Below are 19,680 nucleotides of genomic sequence, written 5' to 3'. Positions count from 1 at the left end.
TCTTTAGTTGGAAGCCGGGGGCTGTTCACGCACCGGCGTGATGTGGTCGCCATCGCGGACATAGGCGCCCGCCTTGGCCACGACCTCGTCGCCGCTCTTCAATCCATTGACGATCTCGACATAGGCGCCGTCCTGGATGCCGGTCTCGATCTTGGCGAATTTCACCACGCCGCCCTCAACCTTGCGCGCGGAGGAGCCTTCGTTGCCGGTCAGCACCGCGGTCAGCGGAAGCGATACGCCCTCGGTCTCCCGGACGATAATCTCGGCGCTGCCATACATGCCGGAACGCGCCTTGCTGTCATCGTCGATGGAGATATGGACGAGACCGAGGCGGGTCACCGGATCGACGGTCGGAGACACCAGGCGCACGGCGCCGGAAAGCTTCTCGCGGCTGCCGGAAAGGGAAATCGTCGCCTTCTGGCCGGCCATCACTCTGACGATATCGCTTTCGGCGACTTCGGCGACAAGCTCGATATCGCCGTCGCGGATGAGGGTGAACAGCGGGTCGCCGTTGCCGGCGGCAATGGCGCCGACCTTGGCATTCTTTGCCGAGATCGTGCCGGCGACCGGCGTCTTCACATCGGTCCGGGCGAGCTTCAGATCGGCATCAGCGATCTGGCTGTCGAAGACCTTGAGATCGGCTTCGGCCACCTCGATCGCCTGTTCGGCAGAGACGACGCGGGCGTTCGCGGCGGCGGCGGTCGCATCGGCCTGCTCGACCTGGGCGGTGGAAACCGTGCCTTTCTTGACCATTTCCTGGGAGCGGGCCTGTTGCTGCCTGGCCTGTTCGGCATTGGCCTGGGCTTCGATGAGCTGGGCGCGCAGCTGGGCGAGGCTTGCTTCGCCCTTGGCCCTCGTCGCCATCATCTGGCTTTTCTCCAGCACCAGCGCGTCGTCATTGAGCGTCGCCAACGTGCTTTCCGCCTGGACCTTGTCGCCGATATCGGCTTTCAGCGTGCGGATAGAGAGGCCTTCGACCTGCGGCTGAATATAGACTTCCTCGACGGGCTTGACCGTTCCCGTGCCGATGACACGATCGACGAGCGTCCGGTTCGTCGCCTTGGTGACGACGATCGCCGGCAGGTTCTGCTGCGGTTTTTCGACCGGCTTTTCCTGCGAAAATGCAGTTGATGCAGCAAGGGCCGCTGCAAAAAGGGTAGCGGCGCCTAGAATTCCAATCGGCTTGCGTGCCATGCGTCTTCGTCCAATCTTATAATAAGGTTGGCCGAACTCGCGCGTCTGCCACTCAGCGCGCAATCAGGCCACTGCCCTTCCTGCATTCTCAGAGGTATCCGCCGATCCTTTGCCGTCTTCATCCCTCGTCGGCAAATTCGGCTTGTAGGTGGTATCGATTTGCTCGATCTACAAGTCCGGCAGAAAACAATTCCCCATGAGGCGATAATAATGACCATTCCGACGCCAATCAATCACCGCAAGGTTATGTCAACATTACGAAGATTGATCGCGCTTCCACCCCATGACGTTTGACGCCCGATAAATGCGACAGTTGCAAGGTGTTTTTTCCCACCTTGCGCGAAAAAAACAAAACGCGCGGAAAATCTTCCGCGCGTTTGCCTCCCGCAATATTGCCGGAACTACTTGGAGGCGGCGTCGGTAATGTCGTGCGTCCAGGCGCCCGAGGGCTCCTTGCTGATGATCTTCTGGTCGAGCAACGCCTTTGCCGTACGGGCATAGAGCGCCTCATCGAGCTTGCCGGAGCCGTCGCCGACCAGCTTGGCGACTTCGCCCATCATGCGCTTCTGATGGTTCTCGTCCTGGCCGCCATTGTCCATGACGATCTCGGCGGCTTCGTCGGGATTTTCAGTGGCATATTTCCAACCCTTCATCGAGGCGCGGACGAACTTGACCATTTTCTCCTTGAAGGCCGGGTCTTTCAGCTTGTCCTCCATCGCATAGAGGCCGTCTTCCAGAAGGTCGTTGCCCATCTCGGTATAGTTGAAGACCGTCAGTTCCTCCGGCTTGAAGCCGGCATCGATCGCCTGCCAGTATTCGTTATAGGTCATGACGGAGATGCAGTCGGCCTGCTTCTGGACGAGCGGCTGCACGTCGAAGCTCTGCTTCAGCACGGTGACGCCGTTCGCGCCGCCTTCTGTGGACAGGCCGAGCTTGTTCATCCAGGCGAAGAAGGGATATTCGTTGCCGAAGAACCAGACGCCGAGCGTGTGGCCCTTGAAGTCGGCTTCGGTCTTGACCGGACCGTCCTTGCGGCAGATCATTTCCAGGCCGGACTTCTGGTAGGGCTGGGCGATGTTGACGAGCGGAACGCCCTTTTCGCGGGCAACCAGCGCGCCGCCCATCCAGTCGACGATGACATCGGCGCCGCCGCCGGCGATCACCTGCTCGGGGGCGATATCGGGACCACCCGGCTTGATGTCGACGTCGAGGCCTTCTTCCTTGTAGAAGCCCTTGTCCTTGGCGACGTAGTAACCGCCGAACTGGCCCTGCGTGACCCATTTCAGCTGCAGCACCACCTTGTCGGCGGCCATCGCATGGGCTGCTGCAAGCGACATCGCACTTGCCATCATTGCAACCATCAACTTTCTCATTTTCTTATCCTTACCCTCTGAAGTTATGCCCGGGCTCATTTTCGAACCCCGTGCGCGCCTAGCCACCACGGATAGACGGATGCCAGAACGTCACCGCCCGTTCGGTCAGGGCGATGATGCCATAAAAGATCGAGCCGGCCAGCGCCGCGACGGCGATTTCCGCCCAGACCATGTCGACATTCATGCGGCCGATCTCGGTGGAGATGCGGAAGCCCATGCCGACGATCGGCGTTCCGAAGAATTCGGCAACGATGGCACCAATCAGCGCCAGCGTCGAGTTGATCTTCAGTGCATTGAAAATGAAGGGCATGGCTGCCGGCAGCTTGAGCTTGAGCAGCGTCTGCCAGTCGCTCGAGGCATAGGTGCGCATCAGGTCGCGCTCCATGCTGCCGGGGGCGGCAAGGCCGGCGACGGTATTCACCAGCATCGGGAAGAAGGTCATGATGATGACGACGGCGGCCTTCGACGGCCAGTCGAAGCCGAACCACATGACCATAACAGGGGCGACGCCGATGATCGGCAGGGCCGACACCATGTTGCCGATCGGCAGCAGGCCGCGGCGCAGGAAGGTGATGCGGTCGGCCAGCACCGCCACAGCGAAGCCGCTGAGGCAGCCGACGATATAACCGATCAGCACCGCCTTGAAGATCGTCTGCCTGACGTCAGCACCGAGGATCGGCAGGGAGGCCATGATGCGCATGCCGATGGCGCTCGGCGGCGGCAGGATGATGAACGGGATGCCGCCGCCGCGCGTGGCCGCTTCCCAGAGGATGAGGATCCAGGCGCCGAAGATTGCCGGAATCAACAGCTGAAGTGTCGATTTGCCGAAAGTGGTGACGGGCTGCAGTTTCGACAGTTCGGTGACGCATCGCCAGGCCAGCAACCAGGAGGAAAAGAGCAGCAGGAAAAAGGCCCGCGTCGCCGTTGCCTCATTGCCGGACAGAGCGGAAAGCAGCATCCAGGCAGCACCATGCGCGCCGATGAACAGCACCGTGGCGCGGTAGGACGGCGGCTGCGGCGCAAAAGACAGCAGGGCGGCCGCGATGACGATGATGAAGACCAGGCTCGTCGTGCCGTCGGCGAGGGGCCGCGCTGCGCCCTCGGCCAGAAGCGGCAGGGTGATCAGCGCCGCGAAGCAGAGCAGAAGGGCGGTCACGCCCTGCCAGGAGAGGGTCAGATGTCTCATGCCGGCCTCCCGCCCATGGCGCGGTCGACGATCTTTGCGGCAATGCCGACGATCGCAACCAGGATGCCCGCCAGCAGCGATCCGGCGACGAGAGCTGCCCAGATATCGATGGTCTGGCTGTAGTAGGAGCCGGCAAGCAGCTTCGAGCCGATTCCGGCGACAGCCCCGGTCGGCAGCTCGCCGACGATGGCGCCGACAAGGCTGGCGGCGATCGCGACCTTCATCGAGGTGAAGAGGAAAGGGATCGAGGCGGGAACACGCAGCTTCCAGAAAGTCTGCGTCGGGCTGGCATAATAGGTGCGCATCAGGTCGAGATGCATGATCTCAGGCGAACGCAGCCCCTTCACCATGCCGACGGCGACCGGAAAGAAGGAGAGGTAGGTGGAGATCAGCGCCTTGGAGACGAGGCGGGAGGCGTCGGAATCGAGGTTCAGCAAATGGGCAATCGCATTGTCGCCGGTCAGCACATTGTAGGAGATGATGACGATCATCGGCGCAATCGCAAGGATCGGGATGGTCTGGCTCGCCACCAGCCAGGGCATCAGCGAGCGGTCCATGGCGCGGTTATGCACGATCAGCACCGCGAGAAGGATGCCGAGCAGCATGCCGAAGCCGAAGCCCAGCAGGGTGGAGGAGAGCGTCACCCAGCTGTGATAGACAAGGCTGCGATTGCTCGAAAGACTGCGCAGGACGGTGTTCTCGTAGACGTTCTGCGCCACCTGATGCGGCGCCGGCAGGATCGGCTTCGGCTGCGCGAGCGTCTTGCCGATGAATTCGAGGGTCGTCGGAGTGGCGCCGGCACGGCCGTCCATGTCGCGCTGGAACGGCGCATTCATCAGCACGGCCGCGACATACCAGAGGACGACGAGCGCGACCAGAATGGTGGTGACGGGGATGATTTTGTTCTTGAGGGTGTCGGGTTTCACAGCGACTGCCCCCAGATATTGGAGTTGAGCGTGCCGGTGGCCCCAGGGTGCAACGGCCTAAACCTCATGGCTATGCCCCGTCCTCAGCCCCTCGCGGACGCGATGGGCGATTTCCAGGAATTCGGGGGTATCGCGGATGTCGAGCGGGCGGTCGGCCGGCAGGGTCGAGTCGATCACGTCGGTCACCCGGCCCGGGCGCGGTGACATCACCACGATCTTGGTCGAGAGATAGACCGCCTCGGGGATGGAATGGGTGACGAAGCAGATCGTCTTGTTGGTGCGGGTCCAGAGTTTCAGCAGCTCTTCGTTCAGATGGTCGCGGACGATTTCATCCAGCGCGCCGAAGGGCTCGTCCATCAGCAGCAGGTCGGCGTCGAAGGCGAGCGCGCGGGCGATCGAAGCGCGCTGCTGCATGCCGCCCGAAAGCTGCCAGGGGAATTTCTTTTCGAAGCCGGAAAGGCTGACGAGGTCGAGCGCCTCGGCGATGCGCCTCGCCCGGTCGGCGCCGCCATAACCCATGATCTCCAGCGGCAGGGCGATGTTGCTTTCGATGGTGCGCCAGGGATAGAGCGCCGGCGCCTGGAACACATAGCCGTAGGCGCGGGCCTTGCGGGCCTCTTCCGGCGTCATGCCGTTGATCGAGATCTCGCCCGAGGTGCTCTTTTCGAGATCGGCGATGACACGCAGGAAGGTCGTTTTGCCGCAGCCCGACGGGCCGATAAAAGAGACGAAATCGCCCTTGCGGACATCGAGATTGACATCGCTCAGTGCACGCACCGGGCCGTCATTCGCCTGGTAGGTGAGACAGAGATCCTTGGCGGATACGACGGAGGGTGCTTGCATCAATGCGACCGTTCTTGTTTTCGCCGCGGGGAGGCGGTTTGCATGTTACCATCGCCGCAGGCCCTGCCGGCGGCATATTTCATGGAGGAAGAGAATGGACGCGACATCAAAGCCCACCTGCCACATCGTTCGCCCCAACCATGCCTATGACGGCAAGCAGGGGCTCAGCTATTTCCAGGGGATCGCGGCCGAGACGGTCGGCGCCAAGGGCATCTGCATGCACCTGCTGACGATCCCGCCCGGCGTGCGCGCCAAGGCGCATCTGCACGAGGCGCACGAGACGGCGATCTACATCCTCTCGGGTGAGGCGCATACCTGGTACGGGGACCGGCTGGAACAACACGTCGTCGTCCATGCCGGTGAACTTTTCTATATCCCGGCCGGCGTGCCGCACCTGCCTGCGAACCTCAGCAGCACGCCGTGCACGGCGATCATCGCGCGCACCGATCCGAACGAGCAGGAAAGCGTCCTGCTTCTGCCGGAGTTGGACGCTTTGGTGCCGGCGTGAGGTCATCAGCATCAAGGCAGCGGTCCCCGGTTGATGGCCGTGTCGTTACGCTCCATCGTCATACGCCGGTTGCCGGAATGCCGCTGCGCTCCACCTTGCGCGGAGAGGTGATCTCCTTCCAGGTGGACAGTGCCTTGCTGACGGCCGTCACCGGTTCGCGCCGGACGAACTCGCCATGGCCCTCGCGGGTCTTGATGGTGCTTTCCTCGATCGCGACGACGCCGCGCGTCAGCGTGTAGCGCGGCAGGCCGGTCACTTCCTTGCCTTCGAAGACGTTGTAGTCGATCGCCGACTGCTGGGCCTTGGACGAGATGGTCTTGGAGCGTTTCGGGTCCCAGACGACGATATCGGCATCGGCACCGACCAGGATCGCGCCCTTCTTCGGATAGATGTTGAGGATCTTGGCGATGTTGGTCGAGGTGACGGCGACGAATTCGTTCATCGTCAGCCGGCCGGTGTTGACGCCGTGCGTCCAGAGCATCGGCATGCGGTCTTCGAGGCCGCCGGTGCCGTTCGGGATCTTGGTGAAATCGCCGACACCGAAGCGCTTCTGCGCCGTGGTGAAGGCGCAATGATCGGTGGCGACCACCTGCAGCGAGCCGGAGGCAAGCCCCGCCCAAAGCGAGTCCTGATGCTGCTTGCTGCGGAAGGGCGGCGACATCACCCGGCGGGCGGCGTGATCCCAATCGGGGTTGGAATATTCGCTCTCGTCGAGCGTCAGGTGCTGGATCAGCGGTTCGCCATAGACGCGCATGCCCTTGGCGCGGGCGCGGCGGATCGCCTCGTGCGCCTGTTCGCAGGAGGTATGGACGATATAGACCGGGCAGCCGGCCATATCGGCGATCATGATGGCGCGGTTGGTGGCTTCGCCCTCGACCTCGGCGGGCCGAGAATAGGCATGCGCCTCGGGGCCATTATTGCCTTCGGCGAGCAGCTTTGCCGACATCGAGGCGACGACGTCGCCGTTTTCGGCGTGCACCAGCGGCAGGGCGCCCAGCTCGGCGCAGCGCTGGAAGGATGCAAACATCTCGTCATCGTCTACCATCAGCGCGCCCTTGTAGGCCATGAAGTGCTTGAAGGTGTTGATGCCCTTGTCGCGGACGATGGTTTCCATCTCCTTGAACACCTGCTCGCTCCACCAGGTGACCGCCATGTGGAAGGAATAATCGCAATTGGCCCGGGTCGATTTGTTGTCCCACATGGTCAGCGCCTCGAGCAGCGACTGGCCGGGGGCGGGCAGGGCGAAATCGACCACCATCGTCGTGCCGCCGGAAAGGGCCGCGCGCGTGCCGCTTTCGAAATCGTCGGAGGAATAGGTGCCCATGAACGGCATTTCGAGATGGGTATGCGGATCGATGCCGCCCGGCATGACATAGCAGCCGGTCGCATCCAGCGTCTCTTCGCCCGTGAGGTTCGGGCCGATCTCGACGATCTTGCCGCCGTCGATCTTCACGTCAGCCTTGTAGGTGAGGTCGGCCGTGACTATGGTGCCGTTCTTGATTACTGTGGTCATGGCTGCTGTTCCTTTTCCCCGCGATCTTGTTGCTCTTATGGCTCCACTGCCATCGTGGGCGTGCCGTTTCTAAGGAGTTCCGCACCCTTGGCGATAAGGCTGTAGACGTCCATCTCGCTCAACTCATCGGGCGCGTCATGCTCTTCCTCATAATACCAGTCGGGCCGCTCGACGGCATCAGTGCCGCCGACTGACAAGGACCAAAAACCATCGCTTTCGCGAAAGTAGAAATCCTTGCCATTGATCAGTCCGGTCGACCGTACGGGTTGGCTGCCCTTGGGACGTTCGATCAGTATGCCGGGCATGGAAGGGCCGAGCTCGATTCGAACGACGCCAGGCCCAGGTCCATGGAGATAATAGGTTTGGTTGGGCGCATCTGGGTCATGGTCATCTGAATTGGCCAGTTGAACACCAGAAGGTTTGTATCGCCATAAGCCCGATATTTGTGGAAGCCTGATCCGCTCGCCTGCTGTATTGATGCCAATGTAGAAGATCTGCGCACTAGGGACGTCGCCCCACGGTCCTTCGCTCACTGGGCTCACATTGGCGGTGGCCCATGCGAGGTCGTCGGCAGTTCGTTGAATTCCGAACTTAAAGGCATCGGCATAGTCGAGATAAGCCGTTGGCAAGTCTGACGCCATCACACCACGATCTCCGCCGTCTCGACCACCGCATGGAACAGCACATCGGCACCCGCCGTCGCCCATTCCTTGGAAATCTCTTCCGCCTCGTTGTGCGAGAGACCGCCGACGCAGGGGCACATGACCATGGTGGCAGGTGCGACCTTGGCGGCCCAGCAGGCGTCGTGGCCGGCGCCGGAGATGATGTTCATGTGGCTGTAGCCGAGCCGCTCGGCAGCGTCGCGCACCGAGGTGACCAGTTTCGGATCGAAGGTGATCGGCTCGAAGTGGCCGATGGCCTCGATGGAACAGCCGACGCCGAGTGCATCGGTGATCTCAGGCGCCTTCGCCTCGATCTTTGCCCGCATGCGATCAAGCTTCTCCTTGTCGGGCGAGCGGATGTCGACGGTGAAGACCACCTTGCCGGGCAGCACGTTGCGGGAGTTCGGCGAGAAGAACACCTGTCCGACGCCGCCGACGGCGCCCGGCTGTTCGCCCATCGCCACGTCCTGGACCATTTCCAGGATGCGGGCCATGGCGAGACCGGCATTGACACGCAGGTTCATCGGCGTCGAACCGGTATGGGCTTCCTTACCGGTCAGCGTGAATTCCAGCCACCAGAGGCCCTGGCAATGGGTGACGACGCCGATCTGCTTTTCCTCGGCTTCGAGAATCGGCCCCTGCTCGATGTGATATTCGAAATAGGCGTGCATCTTGCGGGCGCCGACCTCTTCGTCGCCGACCCAGCCGATGCGCTTCAGTTCGTCGCCGAACAGATTGCCCTCGGGGTCTCTGCGGTTATAGGCAAAGTCCAGGCTGTGCACCCCGGCGAAGACGCCTGAGGCCAGCATGGCGGGGGCAAAACGCGCACCTTCCTCGTTCGTCCAGTTGGTCACGACGATCGGATGTTTGGTCTTGATGCCGAGATCGTTCATGGTGCGCACGACTTCGAGAGCTGCAAGCACACCGAGCACGCCGTCATATTTGCCGCCGGTCGGCTGGGTGTCGAGATGCGAGCCGACATAGACGGGCAGAGCATCGGGATCGGTACCGGGGCGGGTGGCGAACATCGTGCCCATGCGGTCGATGCCCATGGAGAGGCCCGCTTCGTCGCACCATGTCTTGAAAAGGCTGCGTCCTTGCGCATCCGAATCCGTCAGCGTCTGGCGATTGTTGCCACCGGCCACGCCGGGGCCGATCTTCGCCATGTCCATGAGACTGTCCCAGAGACGGTCGCCATTGACGCGCATGTTCTCGCCTGGTGCTGCCACCATTTCCTATGCCCTCACCTGTTTGCGGCAGTCATGCGAAGGGGCACGCCTGCCTGTTCCCGTGGTCCTTCCTGCGCCCCCTTATTGGTTTTGTCGAGCGCCGGAAAATCGCCAGTTGCCTTTGTTTTTCATCTGGCGGATAATTTGACCGATTGGTAAACATTACAACTTCCACCGCCGGGCTCAAGACGAAAATCACGAAAATTGCCGATAAAAATAAGGGCAGTTGCTCAAGAAGGCGGCAGGGGGTGCCTCCCGCCAAAACTTGAGCGAAGAAGTTGAATTTCAAGGGGAAATAACAGCCTGTGACCATACCGAGAGCAGCGAAAACCCTGAGGCGGACGCGAATCCAGGAGGAGAAGGAAGAGCAGATCCTGGAGGCGGCGCTCGATGTGTTTTCGGCAAGCGGCTTCCGCGGTTCCACCATCGACCAGATCGCCGAAGTGGCCGGCATGTCGAAACCCAACCTGCTCTATTATTTCCGCACCAAGGAAGCCATGCACCGGGCGCTGATCGACCGGGTGCTCTACACCTGGCTGGAGCCGCTGCGCGCCTTCGACGCCGAGGGCAATCCCGAGGAGGAAATCCGCAGCTACATCAGGCGCAAGCTGGAGATGGCGCGCGATTTTCCGCGCGAGAGCCGGCTCTTCGCCAATGAGGTGCTGCAGGGCGCGCCGCATATCGAAGACGAGCTGAAGGGTCCGCTGAAGCAACTGGTCGACGAGAAGGCGGAGGTCATCCGCGCCTGGACGAAAGCAGGCAAGATCGCCAAATGCGATCCCTACCACCTGATCTTCTCAATCTGGTCGACGACGCAGCATTATGCGGATTTCGATGTCCAGGTGCGCGCGGTGCTAGGGCAGGAGCATTCCGGCGAAGGGCGCTTCGAGGATGCCGCGCGGTTTCTCGAACAGCTCTTCATCGGCGGGCTGCGGCCGGATCCGCGAGGAAGCTGACTGTTTATCCTCCCTTGGAAAACTGCATCCGGGCGAGCAGATCCGTTATGCCTTCGGTCGTATAGGGCTTCTGCAATACGGGTGCGCCGGAGTGGTTGTTTGCCTGAGCGATGCCTTCGCCATAACCCGTGGCAAAAGCGAAGGGAACGCCGTCGGCTGCCAATCGGTCGGCAATCCCGAAACTCGTTTCATCGCCGAGATTGACATCGAGCAGCGCGAAGTCGAAGGACTGGCCGGCCAGGATTTCCATGGCCTCGGCGACATTAGGCGCCGTTGCCACTTCAGCCCCGAGGCGGCGCAGGATGTCCTCCCCATCCATGGCGATGATCAGGTTGTTTTCCACCAGCAGGATCTTGAAACCCGAGAGCGGCTGGCGGTCCGCGTGAAGGGGCTCGCGTTCGGTGACCGTCGACGGCGTCGGATTTGGCAATCCGCTTGCCGGGTCGGCGCTGTTCACATAGCGAGCCGGAATGGAAAAATCCGCCTCGAGGCCGGTCGCGATGTAGCGGACGTCTGCCTTACCGCCGAGGTCGTAGGGGATCGAGCGCCGGATGATGGTCGAGCCGAATCCGTGGCGCGTCGGCTCGGCGACTACAGGGCCGTTTCGTTCGCGCCAGCCGACGCGCAGGTTGCCTTCTTCATCGCGGTGCCAGCCGAGCTCAACGGTGCCGCTGCCGGCGCCGGAGAGGCTGCCGTATTTGGCGCTGTTGGTCATCAACTCATGGAAAACGAGGGCTGCGGTGGAAAAGGCCTCTGGTTCTAGCAGTACGTCTTCGCCGTTCATCCGGATGCGTTGGGCATTTTTCCCGAGATAGGCGGCAGTCTCGGCCGATAGCAATTGCCGAAACGATGCGGGCGCCCAGTGATCCCGAGTGATCTGGTCATGGGCGCGTGCAAGCGACTGGACCCGGCCCTCGATCTGGTGGATGTAGTCGCCGAGGCTCACCGACGTCGTCTGCGATTGCCGGATGATGCCGGTGATAAGGCTCAGTATGTTGCGGACGCGATGGTTGAGCTCGGCGATCAGCAGCTCCTGCCGCTCGTTTGCCACCTGGCGCGCCATGCTGACCTCGTCGGCCAGGCGCAGCACCACTTCGATCAGCGTGACGCGAATCGTTTCGGCGACCCGGCGCTCGGCCTCCGTGAAGGGGAGCGAGCGACCGCGCACCAGTTCAGACCAGGCCTCGAAACTCTTGCGCGGCGTCAGCCGCGGCCCGTTGGGACCGTATTCCACCGGCTTTTGCGGATCGCCGGCCCAGCGGACGGTGCGCACTAGCTCCTGACGGAAAAGCACGACGTAATCGCGCGGCGAACGCGAGATCGGGATGGCGAGCATGCCGGCCACCACATCGTCGACCTCAAGATCCGGATAGGTTTCCGTGAGCCTGTCGACGGCATAGATGCGGCCGGCGGCGTTGCGGTTGAGATGGCGGACGAGGACTGCGAAAGCTCTCTCATCCGGCCCGATGCCGGCAAGGGCCAGCCGGCCGTTGATCCAGACGCCGATACCGTCGGCAGGAATGGCGTCGGCGAGCGCCTCGATCAGCCAGGCCGGATCGTCGAGCAGGCTGGCATTGTCCGCCACGGAGGTGAGGAGCCGGTCGGCGATGCGACGCGCCTGGGTCTCGTAGTCGAGCGCCAGGCGCCGTTCGCGGCTTTCAAGCCGGGACGCAAACATCTGACCGAAGAGCTCGGCGGTGGAGCGGCTTTGGGCCGAAGGCAGCCGCGGGCCGTAGTGATGGCAGGCAAACAGCCCCCAGAGCTTGCCGTCGACGACGATCGATATGGAGAGCGACGCGCCGACGCCCATGTTTTTCAGATATTCGATATGGATCGGCGAAACCGAACGCAGGATCGACATGGAGAGATCGAGCGGCTGACCGTGCTCGTCGAGTGCGGGGAGGATCGGGACCGGGACGGCGTTGATATCGGCAATGATGCGGAACAGGTTGCGCAGATAAAGCGCTCGCGCCTGCACCGGAATATCGGACGCCGGATAGTGCAGCCCGAGGAATGAGCCGATACCGGCGCGGGCGGCTTCCGCCACGACTTCGCCGGAACCGCTTTCGTCGAAACGATAGACCATGACCCGATCGAAGCCGGTGAGGGCGCGTGCCTGCCTTGCGCCCTCTCGGAAGAAAGCCTCCATAGTTTCCGTGTGGTCGAGGCGGGACATCATGCTGCGCATGGAGAGAGACGGGGCGTTGTGTCTGTCTTCCGGCCCACGTTCGCCTTCGATGATGACCTGCCCTTCGTTCAGATGCACGGCAACGTCGAACCTGTCCTGACCTGATGTCAGGGCAATGCCGAAAATGCGCTCGACGACGTCGGAACCGCGTAACGTGGTCAGCTTGTTGCGGATTGCGTGGAGCGCTTCGGGCGTGATCAGCGAGGTAACGGGACGGCCGAGCGCGTCGGCCTGGGTAATGCCGAGGAACTCCACCAAATTTGCCGAGGCGCGCGTGACGATCCAGTCCGAGGATATCGCCAGCAGAAAGCCGAAAGGCTGGACCGCGCCGAGCTGGTGGATGGGCTCGCGGTCGCAATTGCTGAGATCGACGGGTTCAGGCGTGCCGCTCATGAGACGGCTTCCAGCGTGAGCTGCCCGGCTTTGAGGAACAGTTCGAAGACATCGCGAGCTGCGGCGATGGCAGCGGCGGGATCGCCCACGTTGCTCCCGTCAAGACGATCCATGAAGAGCCGCATGGCTCCTTTCGGGCCTTTCGGGCTCAGATAGCTGCTGGGCAAGTGATCCGGTACGGCCCTGGCGAGCAGCGCACCGCCGAGCTTGGAGCCTTCAAGGACATAGGCAGCACCCCAGACCGCTACGTCGCAGCGCAAGGCAGGTTGCGGAACAGGCACGGGCAATCGATCGTCAAGTTCCCTTATGTCGGCAGCGAGCAGGTGTGCGCGCCTTCGTTCCTGCCAGTCGGGCAGCAAGCGGGCGATCCCGGCTTCCTCAAGCGCCTGTTCGACTGATGGTACGACCCGCGCATGGGCGCGTAGGAAAGCCTTATAATCCTGGATGCGTGAGAGGTTGAAACTGCCGAAGAGGGTGTCGACCGCGGCGTGGCAATCTGCAGTGTGTGTGCGGAGGGCGCTGCGAAGTGACATGCTGACCGTGTTCCGAGTGATATGCGGCGTCCACAAGGGACGACGAACTAGCGGATATACGGCGGCATCGGGTTATTTCCAGAGAAACGCCTGGGAATAACATGGGTTTCTCGTTATTCGCAGACGCAATCCGCATTGGGCGATCGGCGCTGAACGATTCAATCCATCATTGCCGGCAGTCCGGCGGCGAGCGTATCAATCGCGAGCCGCACCTTCGGCAGCATGACCGGGGAGCGCAGCCAAACGGCATGGGCATCGAAAACATTGGCCGGTTCCTGCTTCAACACCTGGATGAGCCGGCCTGCCAGCACCTCCGCGCGGACCAGCCAGCAGGGCAGCCAGGCAAGACCGCGCCCGGCGACGGCCGCATCGGAAATCGAAGCGAGGTCATCGAGCCGCAGTCGCGCTTTTGGCACCAGCCGCCGCCCGGGATCGGCTGCAGTCGGAAAGATCCAACCCTTGTCATCATCGCCCCGCCTGTAGACGATGCCTTCATGCCGCGGAATATCGAAGACCGTCTGCGGGGCGCCATGTTTTTCCAGATAGTCGGGCGATGCGCAGACGGTCATGCGCTGGCGGGCGATCGCCCGGGCCATCAGATCCGGATTGTCCTTCAGCGGCCCGTTGCGGATGACAAGATCGAACCCGTCCTCAAGCAGGTCGACGATACGGTCGTTGAAGGAAAGGTCGAGTTCGAGATTCGGATGCTCATCGAGCAGGCGTGCGAGGGTCGGCGCGATGCAGTGGCGGCCGAAGAGCACGGGCATCGAGATGCGCAATCGACCGCGCACGTCACGCCGGCCGGATTCCAACATGGCTTCCCCGAGGCGGATTTCCTCAACCGCCCGCAGGCAGCGCTCGTAGAAGAAGCGGCCTTCCTCGGTAAGGCTCTGCATACGGGTCGTACGGTTGAAAAGCCGCACGCCGAGACGCTGTTCCAGCCGTGCGATGGTCTTGCCGACCGCCGAACGCGTGAGATGGAGCCGCTCGGCAGCAGCCGAAAAGCCACCGGCCTCGACGGCTTCGACAAAGATCGAGATACCCTTCAGCTGCTCCATTTGTTTCCTCTTTGGAACCATTCTGGAGAATTAATATCGCAACTGGTGCGAAATTTTCAACGATATCCTTGTCCTCCCTGCAATGCACAAGGAGCAAGACAATGCAGACAACACGGCAATGGCAGATCGACGCGGTTGGACCGGAGCGCCAACTGACGATCGGCGAGCGGAGGCTCGAACCGGTTTCGGGAAACAGTGTTCTGGTCCGGACGGAAGCCGTCTCGCTCAATTTCCGCGACCGGCTGGTGATGGAGAGCGGCATGGGGTTGCCGCTGCAATTTCCCTTCGTACCAGCTTCCGACATGGCAGGGGTCGTCGAGGCAGTCGGACCCGATGTCAGCCGTTTCAAGCCGGGCGATCGGGTCATCTCGACCTTTTCGCCCGACTGGATCGACGGACGCGGGTTAGGCGATGCGCGCACCCCACCTTACAAGACACGCGGCGGCTTCTATCCCGGCGTCCTCTCCCAATATACCGTGCTGTCGGAGGACTGGTACTCACGCGCGCCTTACACGCTCGATGCGGCGCAGGCGAGCACCTTGCCCTGCGCCGGACTGACTGCCTGGTTCGCACTGATCGAACGCGGCGGTCTGAAGGCCGGCGATAAGGTTCTGGTGCAAGGCACCGGCGGTGTGGCGCTCTTCGGTCTGCAGATCGCCAAGGCACATGGTGCGGAGGTCTCCATCACATCAGGCAGCGCCGAGAAGCTCGGACGCGCCGTTGCGCTGGGCGCCGATCACGCGATCAACCGCCATGAGGGCGACTGGGTTGAGCAACTCTATCAGTTGACCGGCGGCTATGGCGCCGATCACGTGCTTGAGATCGTCGGCGGCTCGCATCTCGGCCAGGCGCTGAAGGCGGTGGCGATCAATGGCCGCATTTCCGTTATCGGCGTGTTCGAGGGGTTCGAGGTTTCCGGCCCGGCCGGCCCGCTGTTGCTCAAGGCGCCTGTTGTGCAGGGCATATCCGTCGGCCATCGCCGTGCGCTGGAAGACCTCGTGCGGGCAATCGACCAGACCGGGCTGAAGCCTGTGATCGACAAGCGTTATGCCTTCGACGAATTCCCTGAGGCGCTCGATCATCTCTATCGGGGGCCTTTCGGCAAGGTGGTCGTCGAGTTCTAACGGTCGCGAATTTCCCTTCTCCCTGCTGCATAGATTATGCAGCAATTCAAAGTACTGTAGGCGGAGAAGGGAGGCTGATCAGGCCGCAGTGGGAACGCCCTCATCGAAGGGGAAGCCTTCATCGGCCCAGCCGGTCATGCCGCCGATCATCAGTTTCACCGACAGGCCGAGGCGGGAGAGGCGAAGTGCGGCCTTATCAGCGCCGTTGCAATGCGGGCCGGCGCAATAGACGACGAAAAGCGTGTCGGCGGGCCAGGCCGACATCCGATGCGTGGTCATCTTGCCATGCGGCAGGTTGATTGCACCGGGAACGTGGGACTGTGCAAAGAGCGTTGGCGAGCGCGCGTCGAGCAGAACGAAATCTACCTTGCCCAACGCAAAGGCTGCGTGAACATCGGAGCAATCAGTCTCGAAGGCAAGCTTGGCTGCATAGTGAGCAGCGGCGATATCAGCGGCGGCGGCGGGGATTTCGGCGACGGGGCTTGGCATCGGTCTTTCCTTTCAGTGTTGGAATTGCCGTCTGGTATCGCCGATGCTAAAACTTCGCGAAATTGGCCATCATGACCGACAGCGTAAAGATCATGCCAAACTCACTTCCGCAGCAGACGAAAGGACCGCTGGTCGCAGCGCTTGCCTATGACGGGCTCTGCACCTTCGAATTCGGCATTGCCTATGAGGTCTTCGGCCTGCCGCGTCCGGAGATGGGTGAGGGCTGGTATCGCTTCTCGGTCTGCGCCATCGAACCAGGACCGCTTCGCGCTGCGGGAGGGCTGACGGTCGAGGTCGACAAGGGACTGGAGGTGCTTGGTGAGGCGGACCTGATCGTCGTGCCCGGCTGGCGGGCAATCGATGCGCCGGTGCCGGTACCGCTTGCCGCAGCGCTGAGGGCAGCGCATCAGCGCGGCGCGCGCATCATGTCGCTCTGCTCCGGCGTTGCCGTTCTTGCCGGATCGGGGCTGCTTGCCAACCGCAGGGCGACGACACATTGGCGCTATGTCGCCTCGATCGCCGCGCTCTACCCCGACATTACGCTCGATGCGGACGTTCTCTACATGGACGAGGGCAGCCTGCTGACGGCGGCAGGCAGTGCTGCCGGCATCGACCTCTGCCTGCATGTGGTGCGCGGCGATTTCGGTTCGGAAGCGGCAAACAGCGTCGCCCGCCGCCTCGTCGTGCCACCCCACCGCGAAGGCGGGCAGGCGCAGTTCATTCACGCGCCGGTTCCCGAGGAACGTGAGGGCATCCGCCTGGGGCCGTTGATTGAATGGATGCGCCAAAGCCTTTCCGAGCAGCAGCCGATCAGCCTGCTTGCCAAAAGAGCCGGCATGAGCATGCGCACCTTCCAGCGGCGCTTCGAAGCGACGACGGGTCTCAGCGTCGGCGAATGGCTGCTGATGGAGCGGCTGCGCCATGCCCGCGATCTGCTGGAGAGGGAACTTGCGGTTTCGCTCGACGATATCGCCGTCGCCAGCGGCTTCGGCACGCTCGCGACGATGCGGCATCATTTCCGCAGGCGGTTGGGGACGAGCCCGAGCGGTTATAGGAAGTCATTCGGCAACTAACGCGCTTCATGCTTGCATTGAGTTCTCGTTTCGCCTAAAGGGCGCTCTCGATTGTTTCTGGAAAGGGAGCGCCACTATGACGAATATCTCCGCACGCCCCGAGAGGGTTTCGGCTTAAGTCAGCCAAGAAGCTGATGCATGCCGGTTGAACATCGCCGTATCAAGCGATGAAAGACCACTCATATCCAGAGTTCATTATCATGGGCAATTCTATCGGGAGCGGAAGCTCCCCGATGACGTCGGCGGCTCATCCGGCGGTCATCAATCGTTTCTTTTCCGGTTCGGCCTGGATCGAAGGCGCCGCCTTAAACCAGCTCGACGAAATGTCCCGCCTGCCGGGCGTTTTGGAAATCGCCGCCTTTCCGGATCTGCACCCCGGCAAATACGGTGCGACCGGCGTGGCATTGTTGTCGTCCCGGCTGCACCCGCTGCTGATCGGAAACGATATTGGTTGCGGCATGTCGCTCTTCGCTCTCGACCTGCCATTGCGGAAGCTGAAGATCGACAAGGCGGCGGAACGACTGCGCCGGCTTGAAATGCAGGCGATCGGAGATGCTTCCGAAATGCTTGTAGAAGCCGGTCTGGCTGCCGATCTGGTACCCGGTGCCCTGGGCACGATCGGCGGCGGCAATCATTTTTGCGAGCTGCAGGCCGTGGAAGATCTTGCCGAGGGCGGACGCGCTGCAGGTCTCGATGATCAGCGGCTCTATCTGCTGGTTCATTCCGGTTCGCGGGCCCTCGGCGCTGCCGTCTTTTCAGAGGCGGTGGTGGCTCATCCGAGGCTGGTCGCCGGTCTCGAGCCTGGCTCGGAGGCGGGCGGTGCCTGGCTTGCGAGTCATGACCGCTGTGTTGCCTGGGCATCGCTGAACCGGCGGCTGATCGCAGTCCGGGCCGCAGCCGCACTTCGCGCCGATCTCAGCCTCGTCGCCGACATACCGCACAATCTCGTTCGCCGCTGCGATCGCGGATTTGTGCATTACAAGGGCGCTGCGGCCGTTGCACCGGGCGAACTCGCACCGATTGCGGGATCGCGGGCGAGCCTCAGCCATGTGGTTGTTGCGACCGATGGCGTCAGCCGTTCGCTCGGCGGCATCTCCCATGGAGCCGGTCGCAAATATGACCGGGCCACGATGCATGGGCGTGTCGGCCGCAACCGCTCGGAACGCGAACAGCTGTTGCGCAATGCCTGGGGCGGGGTCGCCATCTGCGATGACCGTGCTCTGGTCGTCGAGGAGGCGTCGTCGGCCTACAAGGATTCCGGGCAGGTCATCGGCGATCTCGAGCGCGAGGGCCTGACCGTCGGGCTTGCCCGCCTGCGGCCGCTCGTCACCTTCAAGAAGGCGGTCGATGAAGCGGAGGTCGAACAGCGCCGGCGCAAGCCCGATCATCGCAGGGAAGGAGGGCGCGGTCATGAGCGCTATTGATCTTCTCGTGACATCGGGCAATGGCCCGGTGGAGTGCCGTATCGCGCTCTCCGCCCTTCTCGGCATCCTCGAGCGCGAGGCGCTCGGGTTGGGCTGCGCTTTCGAAGCCAGTCTTGGCCCGATGCCGGATCAACACGGCGCGAAGTCGGCGATTGTCAGCCTGGACGGTTCCGGGGCGGCGCAGATCGCCAGCGACTATTGCGGCACGATCCGCTTCACCTTCAAGAGCCCGGCGCGTCCCGGTCACAAACGGCAGAATTGGTACGTTGCGGTTCAACGCATCGATGCCAAGACTGAGGGCGGCGAGGTGACGATCGATCCGGCTGATCTGCGTTTCGAAACGCTGAGAGCCGGCGGACCGGGCGGGCAGCATCAGAATACGACCGATAGCGCGGTTCGTGTTCTGCATCGGCCGACCGGTCTCGTGGTGACGGCGCGCGACGAACGCTCCCAGCACCGCAACAAAGCTCTGGCGCTGCGTCGTCTTGAAGCGATGTTGCGCCATCTCGAAGTGGGGAGGCAGGAGGCGGCCAAAGCCGGACGCTTCATCGCCAACCGCACCATCGAGCGAGGCAACGAGGTCAAGACTTTCAAGCTGTGATCCGGCACTGCCGGTCTGACCACGTTAGGAGACGGCGCCCTTCCGCAAAGGGCGCCGGCTCTTTCACTCACGGTCTCTAAAAATAATAGTCCCGTTCGATACCGTCATAACGGCCGGATTGCAGGCAGCAATTCTTGAAACCGCCTCCTGGAGCCGCAAAGGCAGGGATCGTTGCGTCCGAGTTTTTCGATCAGTTCGACGTTCCCATGAACGATTTGCGAACCGGTCTTGACCCGGGCTTCGGACGGGAAGGATTTACGCCGTTTCGACGTGACCTCAAAAGCTGAGGTCGGTGAGGTGTTTGCGAGCCATGGCTGCCTCCTCTTCGTGGACACGCTGCGATCGTGCAGCATGGTCGCCATAAATCCATCATAGGCTCAGCGCAACGCCGCGGATCGATCCGCGGC

General features: G+C 62.3%; 19 protein-coding genes. 6 read left to right on the top strand and 13 right to left on the bottom strand.

What is annotated here, in order from left to right:
- Positions 1–3 precede the first annotated feature (3 nt).
- The 5 genes from PO860_RS15735 to PO860_RS15715 form a co-directional block, all read right to left on the bottom strand.
- Positions 4–1,194: an efflux RND transporter periplasmic adaptor subunit gene (locus tag PO860_RS15735; protein WP_183607815.1), complete on the bottom strand. Its 1,191-nt coding sequence runs from the start codon at positions 1,192–1,194 to the stop codon at positions 4–6.
- A 401-nt stretch (positions 1,195–1,595) separates the two neighbouring features.
- Complete coding sequence (locus PO860_RS15730; protein WP_272781793.1) at positions 1,596–2,567, bottom strand: ABC transporter substrate-binding protein; 972 nt, start codon at positions 2,565–2,567, stop codon at positions 1,596–1,598.
- A gap of 58 nt (positions 2,568–2,625) precedes the next feature.
- Positions 2,626–3,753, bottom strand: a complete 1,128-nt coding sequence (locus PO860_RS15725; RefSeq protein ID WP_272781794.1) for an ABC transporter permease — start codon at positions 3,751–3,753, stop codon at positions 2,626–2,628.
- On the bottom strand, positions 3,750–4,679 hold the full coding sequence (locus PO860_RS15720; protein ID WP_183607818.1) for an ABC transporter permease: 930 nt from the start codon (positions 4,677–4,679) through the stop codon (positions 3,750–3,752). The genes PO860_RS15725 and PO860_RS15720 overlap by 4 nt, the downstream gene beginning before the upstream one ends.
- A gap of 57 nt (positions 4,680–4,736) precedes the next feature.
- Positions 4,737–5,522 (bottom strand): ABC transporter ATP-binding protein, encoded by a 786-nt coding sequence (locus tag PO860_RS15715; protein WP_183607819.1) that lies wholly within the window; start codon positions 5,520–5,522, stop codon positions 4,737–4,739.
- A 94-nt stretch (positions 5,523–5,616) separates the two neighbouring features.
- Between PO860_RS15715 and PO860_RS15710 the strand changes: the two genes are divergently transcribed.
- Positions 5,617–6,030, top strand: a complete 414-nt coding sequence (locus PO860_RS15710) for a cupin domain-containing protein (protein ID WP_273884573.1) — start codon at positions 5,617–5,619, stop codon at positions 6,028–6,030.
- Between the two features lie 58 nt (positions 6,031–6,088).
- On the opposite strand, the gene hydA is transcribed toward PO860_RS15710, so the two are convergent.
- Genes hydA through PO860_RS15695 form a run of 3 tightly spaced genes read right to left on the bottom strand, consistent with a single transcriptional unit; the run spans position 6,089 to position 9,437 of the window.
- On the bottom strand, positions 6,089–7,543 hold the full coding sequence (gene hydA, locus PO860_RS15705; RefSeq protein ID WP_183607821.1) for a dihydropyrimidinase: 1,455 nt from the start codon (positions 7,541–7,543) through the stop codon (positions 6,089–6,091).
- Between the two features lie 35 nt (positions 7,544–7,578).
- Positions 7,579–8,184 carry a hypothetical protein gene (locus tag PO860_RS15700; RefSeq protein ID WP_273884572.1) on the bottom strand — a complete coding sequence of 202 codons (606 nt, stop codon included), beginning with the start codon at positions 8,182–8,184 and terminating at the stop codon, positions 7,579–7,581.
- Entirely contained in the window at positions 8,184–9,437 is a 1,254-nt protein-coding gene (locus tag PO860_RS15695) for a Zn-dependent hydrolase (RefSeq protein WP_272781796.1), read from the bottom strand. The genes PO860_RS15700 and PO860_RS15695 overlap by 1 nt, the downstream gene beginning before the upstream one ends.
- A 302-nt stretch (positions 9,438–9,739) precedes the next feature.
- Here PO860_RS15695 and PO860_RS15690 point away from each other — a divergent pair, with 302 nt between their 5' ends.
- A complete protein-coding gene (locus PO860_RS15690) occupies positions 9,740–10,390 on the top strand; it encodes a TetR family transcriptional regulator C-terminal domain-containing protein (protein ID WP_183607824.1) in 651 nt (216 codons plus the stop codon).
- Positions 10,391–10,394: 4 nt separating this feature from the next.
- On the opposite strand, the gene PO860_RS15685 is transcribed toward PO860_RS15690, so the two are convergent.
- The 3 genes from PO860_RS15685 to PO860_RS15675 form a co-directional block, all read right to left on the bottom strand.
- Positions 10,395–12,971 carry an HWE histidine kinase domain-containing protein gene (locus tag PO860_RS15685; RefSeq protein ID WP_273884571.1) on the bottom strand — a complete coding sequence of 859 codons (2,577 nt, stop codon included), beginning with the start codon at positions 12,969–12,971 and terminating at the stop codon, positions 10,395–10,397.
- Complete coding sequence (locus PO860_RS15680) at positions 12,968–13,504, bottom strand: biliverdin-producing heme oxygenase (protein ID WP_273884570.1); 537 nt, start codon at positions 13,502–13,504, stop codon at positions 12,968–12,970. The genes PO860_RS15685 and PO860_RS15680 overlap by 4 nt, the downstream gene beginning before the upstream one ends.
- 158 nt (positions 13,505–13,662) lie before the next feature.
- The gene (locus tag PO860_RS15675; RefSeq protein ID WP_273884569.1) at positions 13,663–14,562 is read right to left on the bottom strand and encodes a LysR family transcriptional regulator; all 900 of its coding nucleotides are present in this window, start codon (positions 14,560–14,562) and stop codon (positions 13,663–13,665) included.
- 101 nt (positions 14,563–14,663) lie between these two features.
- Between PO860_RS15675 and PO860_RS15670 the strand changes: the two genes are divergently transcribed.
- Positions 14,664–15,686 (top strand): zinc-dependent alcohol dehydrogenase family protein, encoded by a 1,023-nt coding sequence (locus PO860_RS15670; RefSeq protein WP_273884568.1) that lies wholly within the window; start codon positions 14,664–14,666, stop codon positions 15,684–15,686.
- A 78-nt stretch (positions 15,687–15,764) separates the two neighbouring features.
- Here the strand turns inward: PO860_RS15670 and PO860_RS15665 are convergent, their stop codons facing one another.
- Entirely contained in the window at positions 15,765–16,175 is a 411-nt protein-coding gene (locus PO860_RS15665; protein ID WP_273884567.1) for a rhodanese-like domain-containing protein, read from the bottom strand.
- Between the two features lie 71 nt (positions 16,176–16,246).
- Here PO860_RS15665 and ftrA point away from each other — a divergent pair, with 71 nt between their 5' ends.
- From ftrA to prfH, 3 genes are all read left to right on the top strand, one after another.
- Positions 16,247–17,248: a transcriptional regulator FtrA gene (gene ftrA / locus PO860_RS15660; RefSeq protein ID WP_272781802.1), complete on the top strand. Its 1,002-nt coding sequence runs from the start codon at positions 16,247–16,249 to the stop codon at positions 17,246–17,248.
- Positions 17,249–17,481: 233 nt separating this feature from the next.
- On the top strand, positions 17,482–18,672 hold the full coding sequence (locus PO860_RS15655) for an RNA ligase RtcB family protein (RefSeq protein ID WP_246718296.1): 1,191 nt from the start codon (positions 17,482–17,484) through the stop codon (positions 18,670–18,672).
- A complete protein-coding gene (gene prfH / locus PO860_RS15650; RefSeq protein ID WP_183607832.1) occupies positions 18,659–19,273 on the top strand; it encodes a peptide chain release factor H in 615 nt (204 codons plus the stop codon). Before PO860_RS15655 ends, prfH begins: the two co-directional genes overlap by 14 nt.
- Positions 19,274–19,377: 104 nt before the next feature.
- Here prfH and PO860_RS22350 read toward each other — a convergent pair whose 3' ends face one another.
- Entirely contained in the window at positions 19,378–19,626 is a 249-nt protein-coding gene (locus tag PO860_RS22350) for an SEC-C metal-binding domain-containing protein (protein ID WP_183608336.1), read from the bottom strand.
- Positions 19,627–19,680: the final 54 nt, after the last annotated feature.

This window comes from Rhizobium binxianense (genome assembly GCF_028994275.1).
Classification (GTDB): domain Bacteria; phylum Pseudomonadota; class Alphaproteobacteria; order Rhizobiales; family Rhizobiaceae; genus Rhizobium; species Rhizobium binxianense.
Note: the sequence above shows the minus strand (reverse complement) of the source record. Positions and strands in the feature narration are given on the sequence as shown.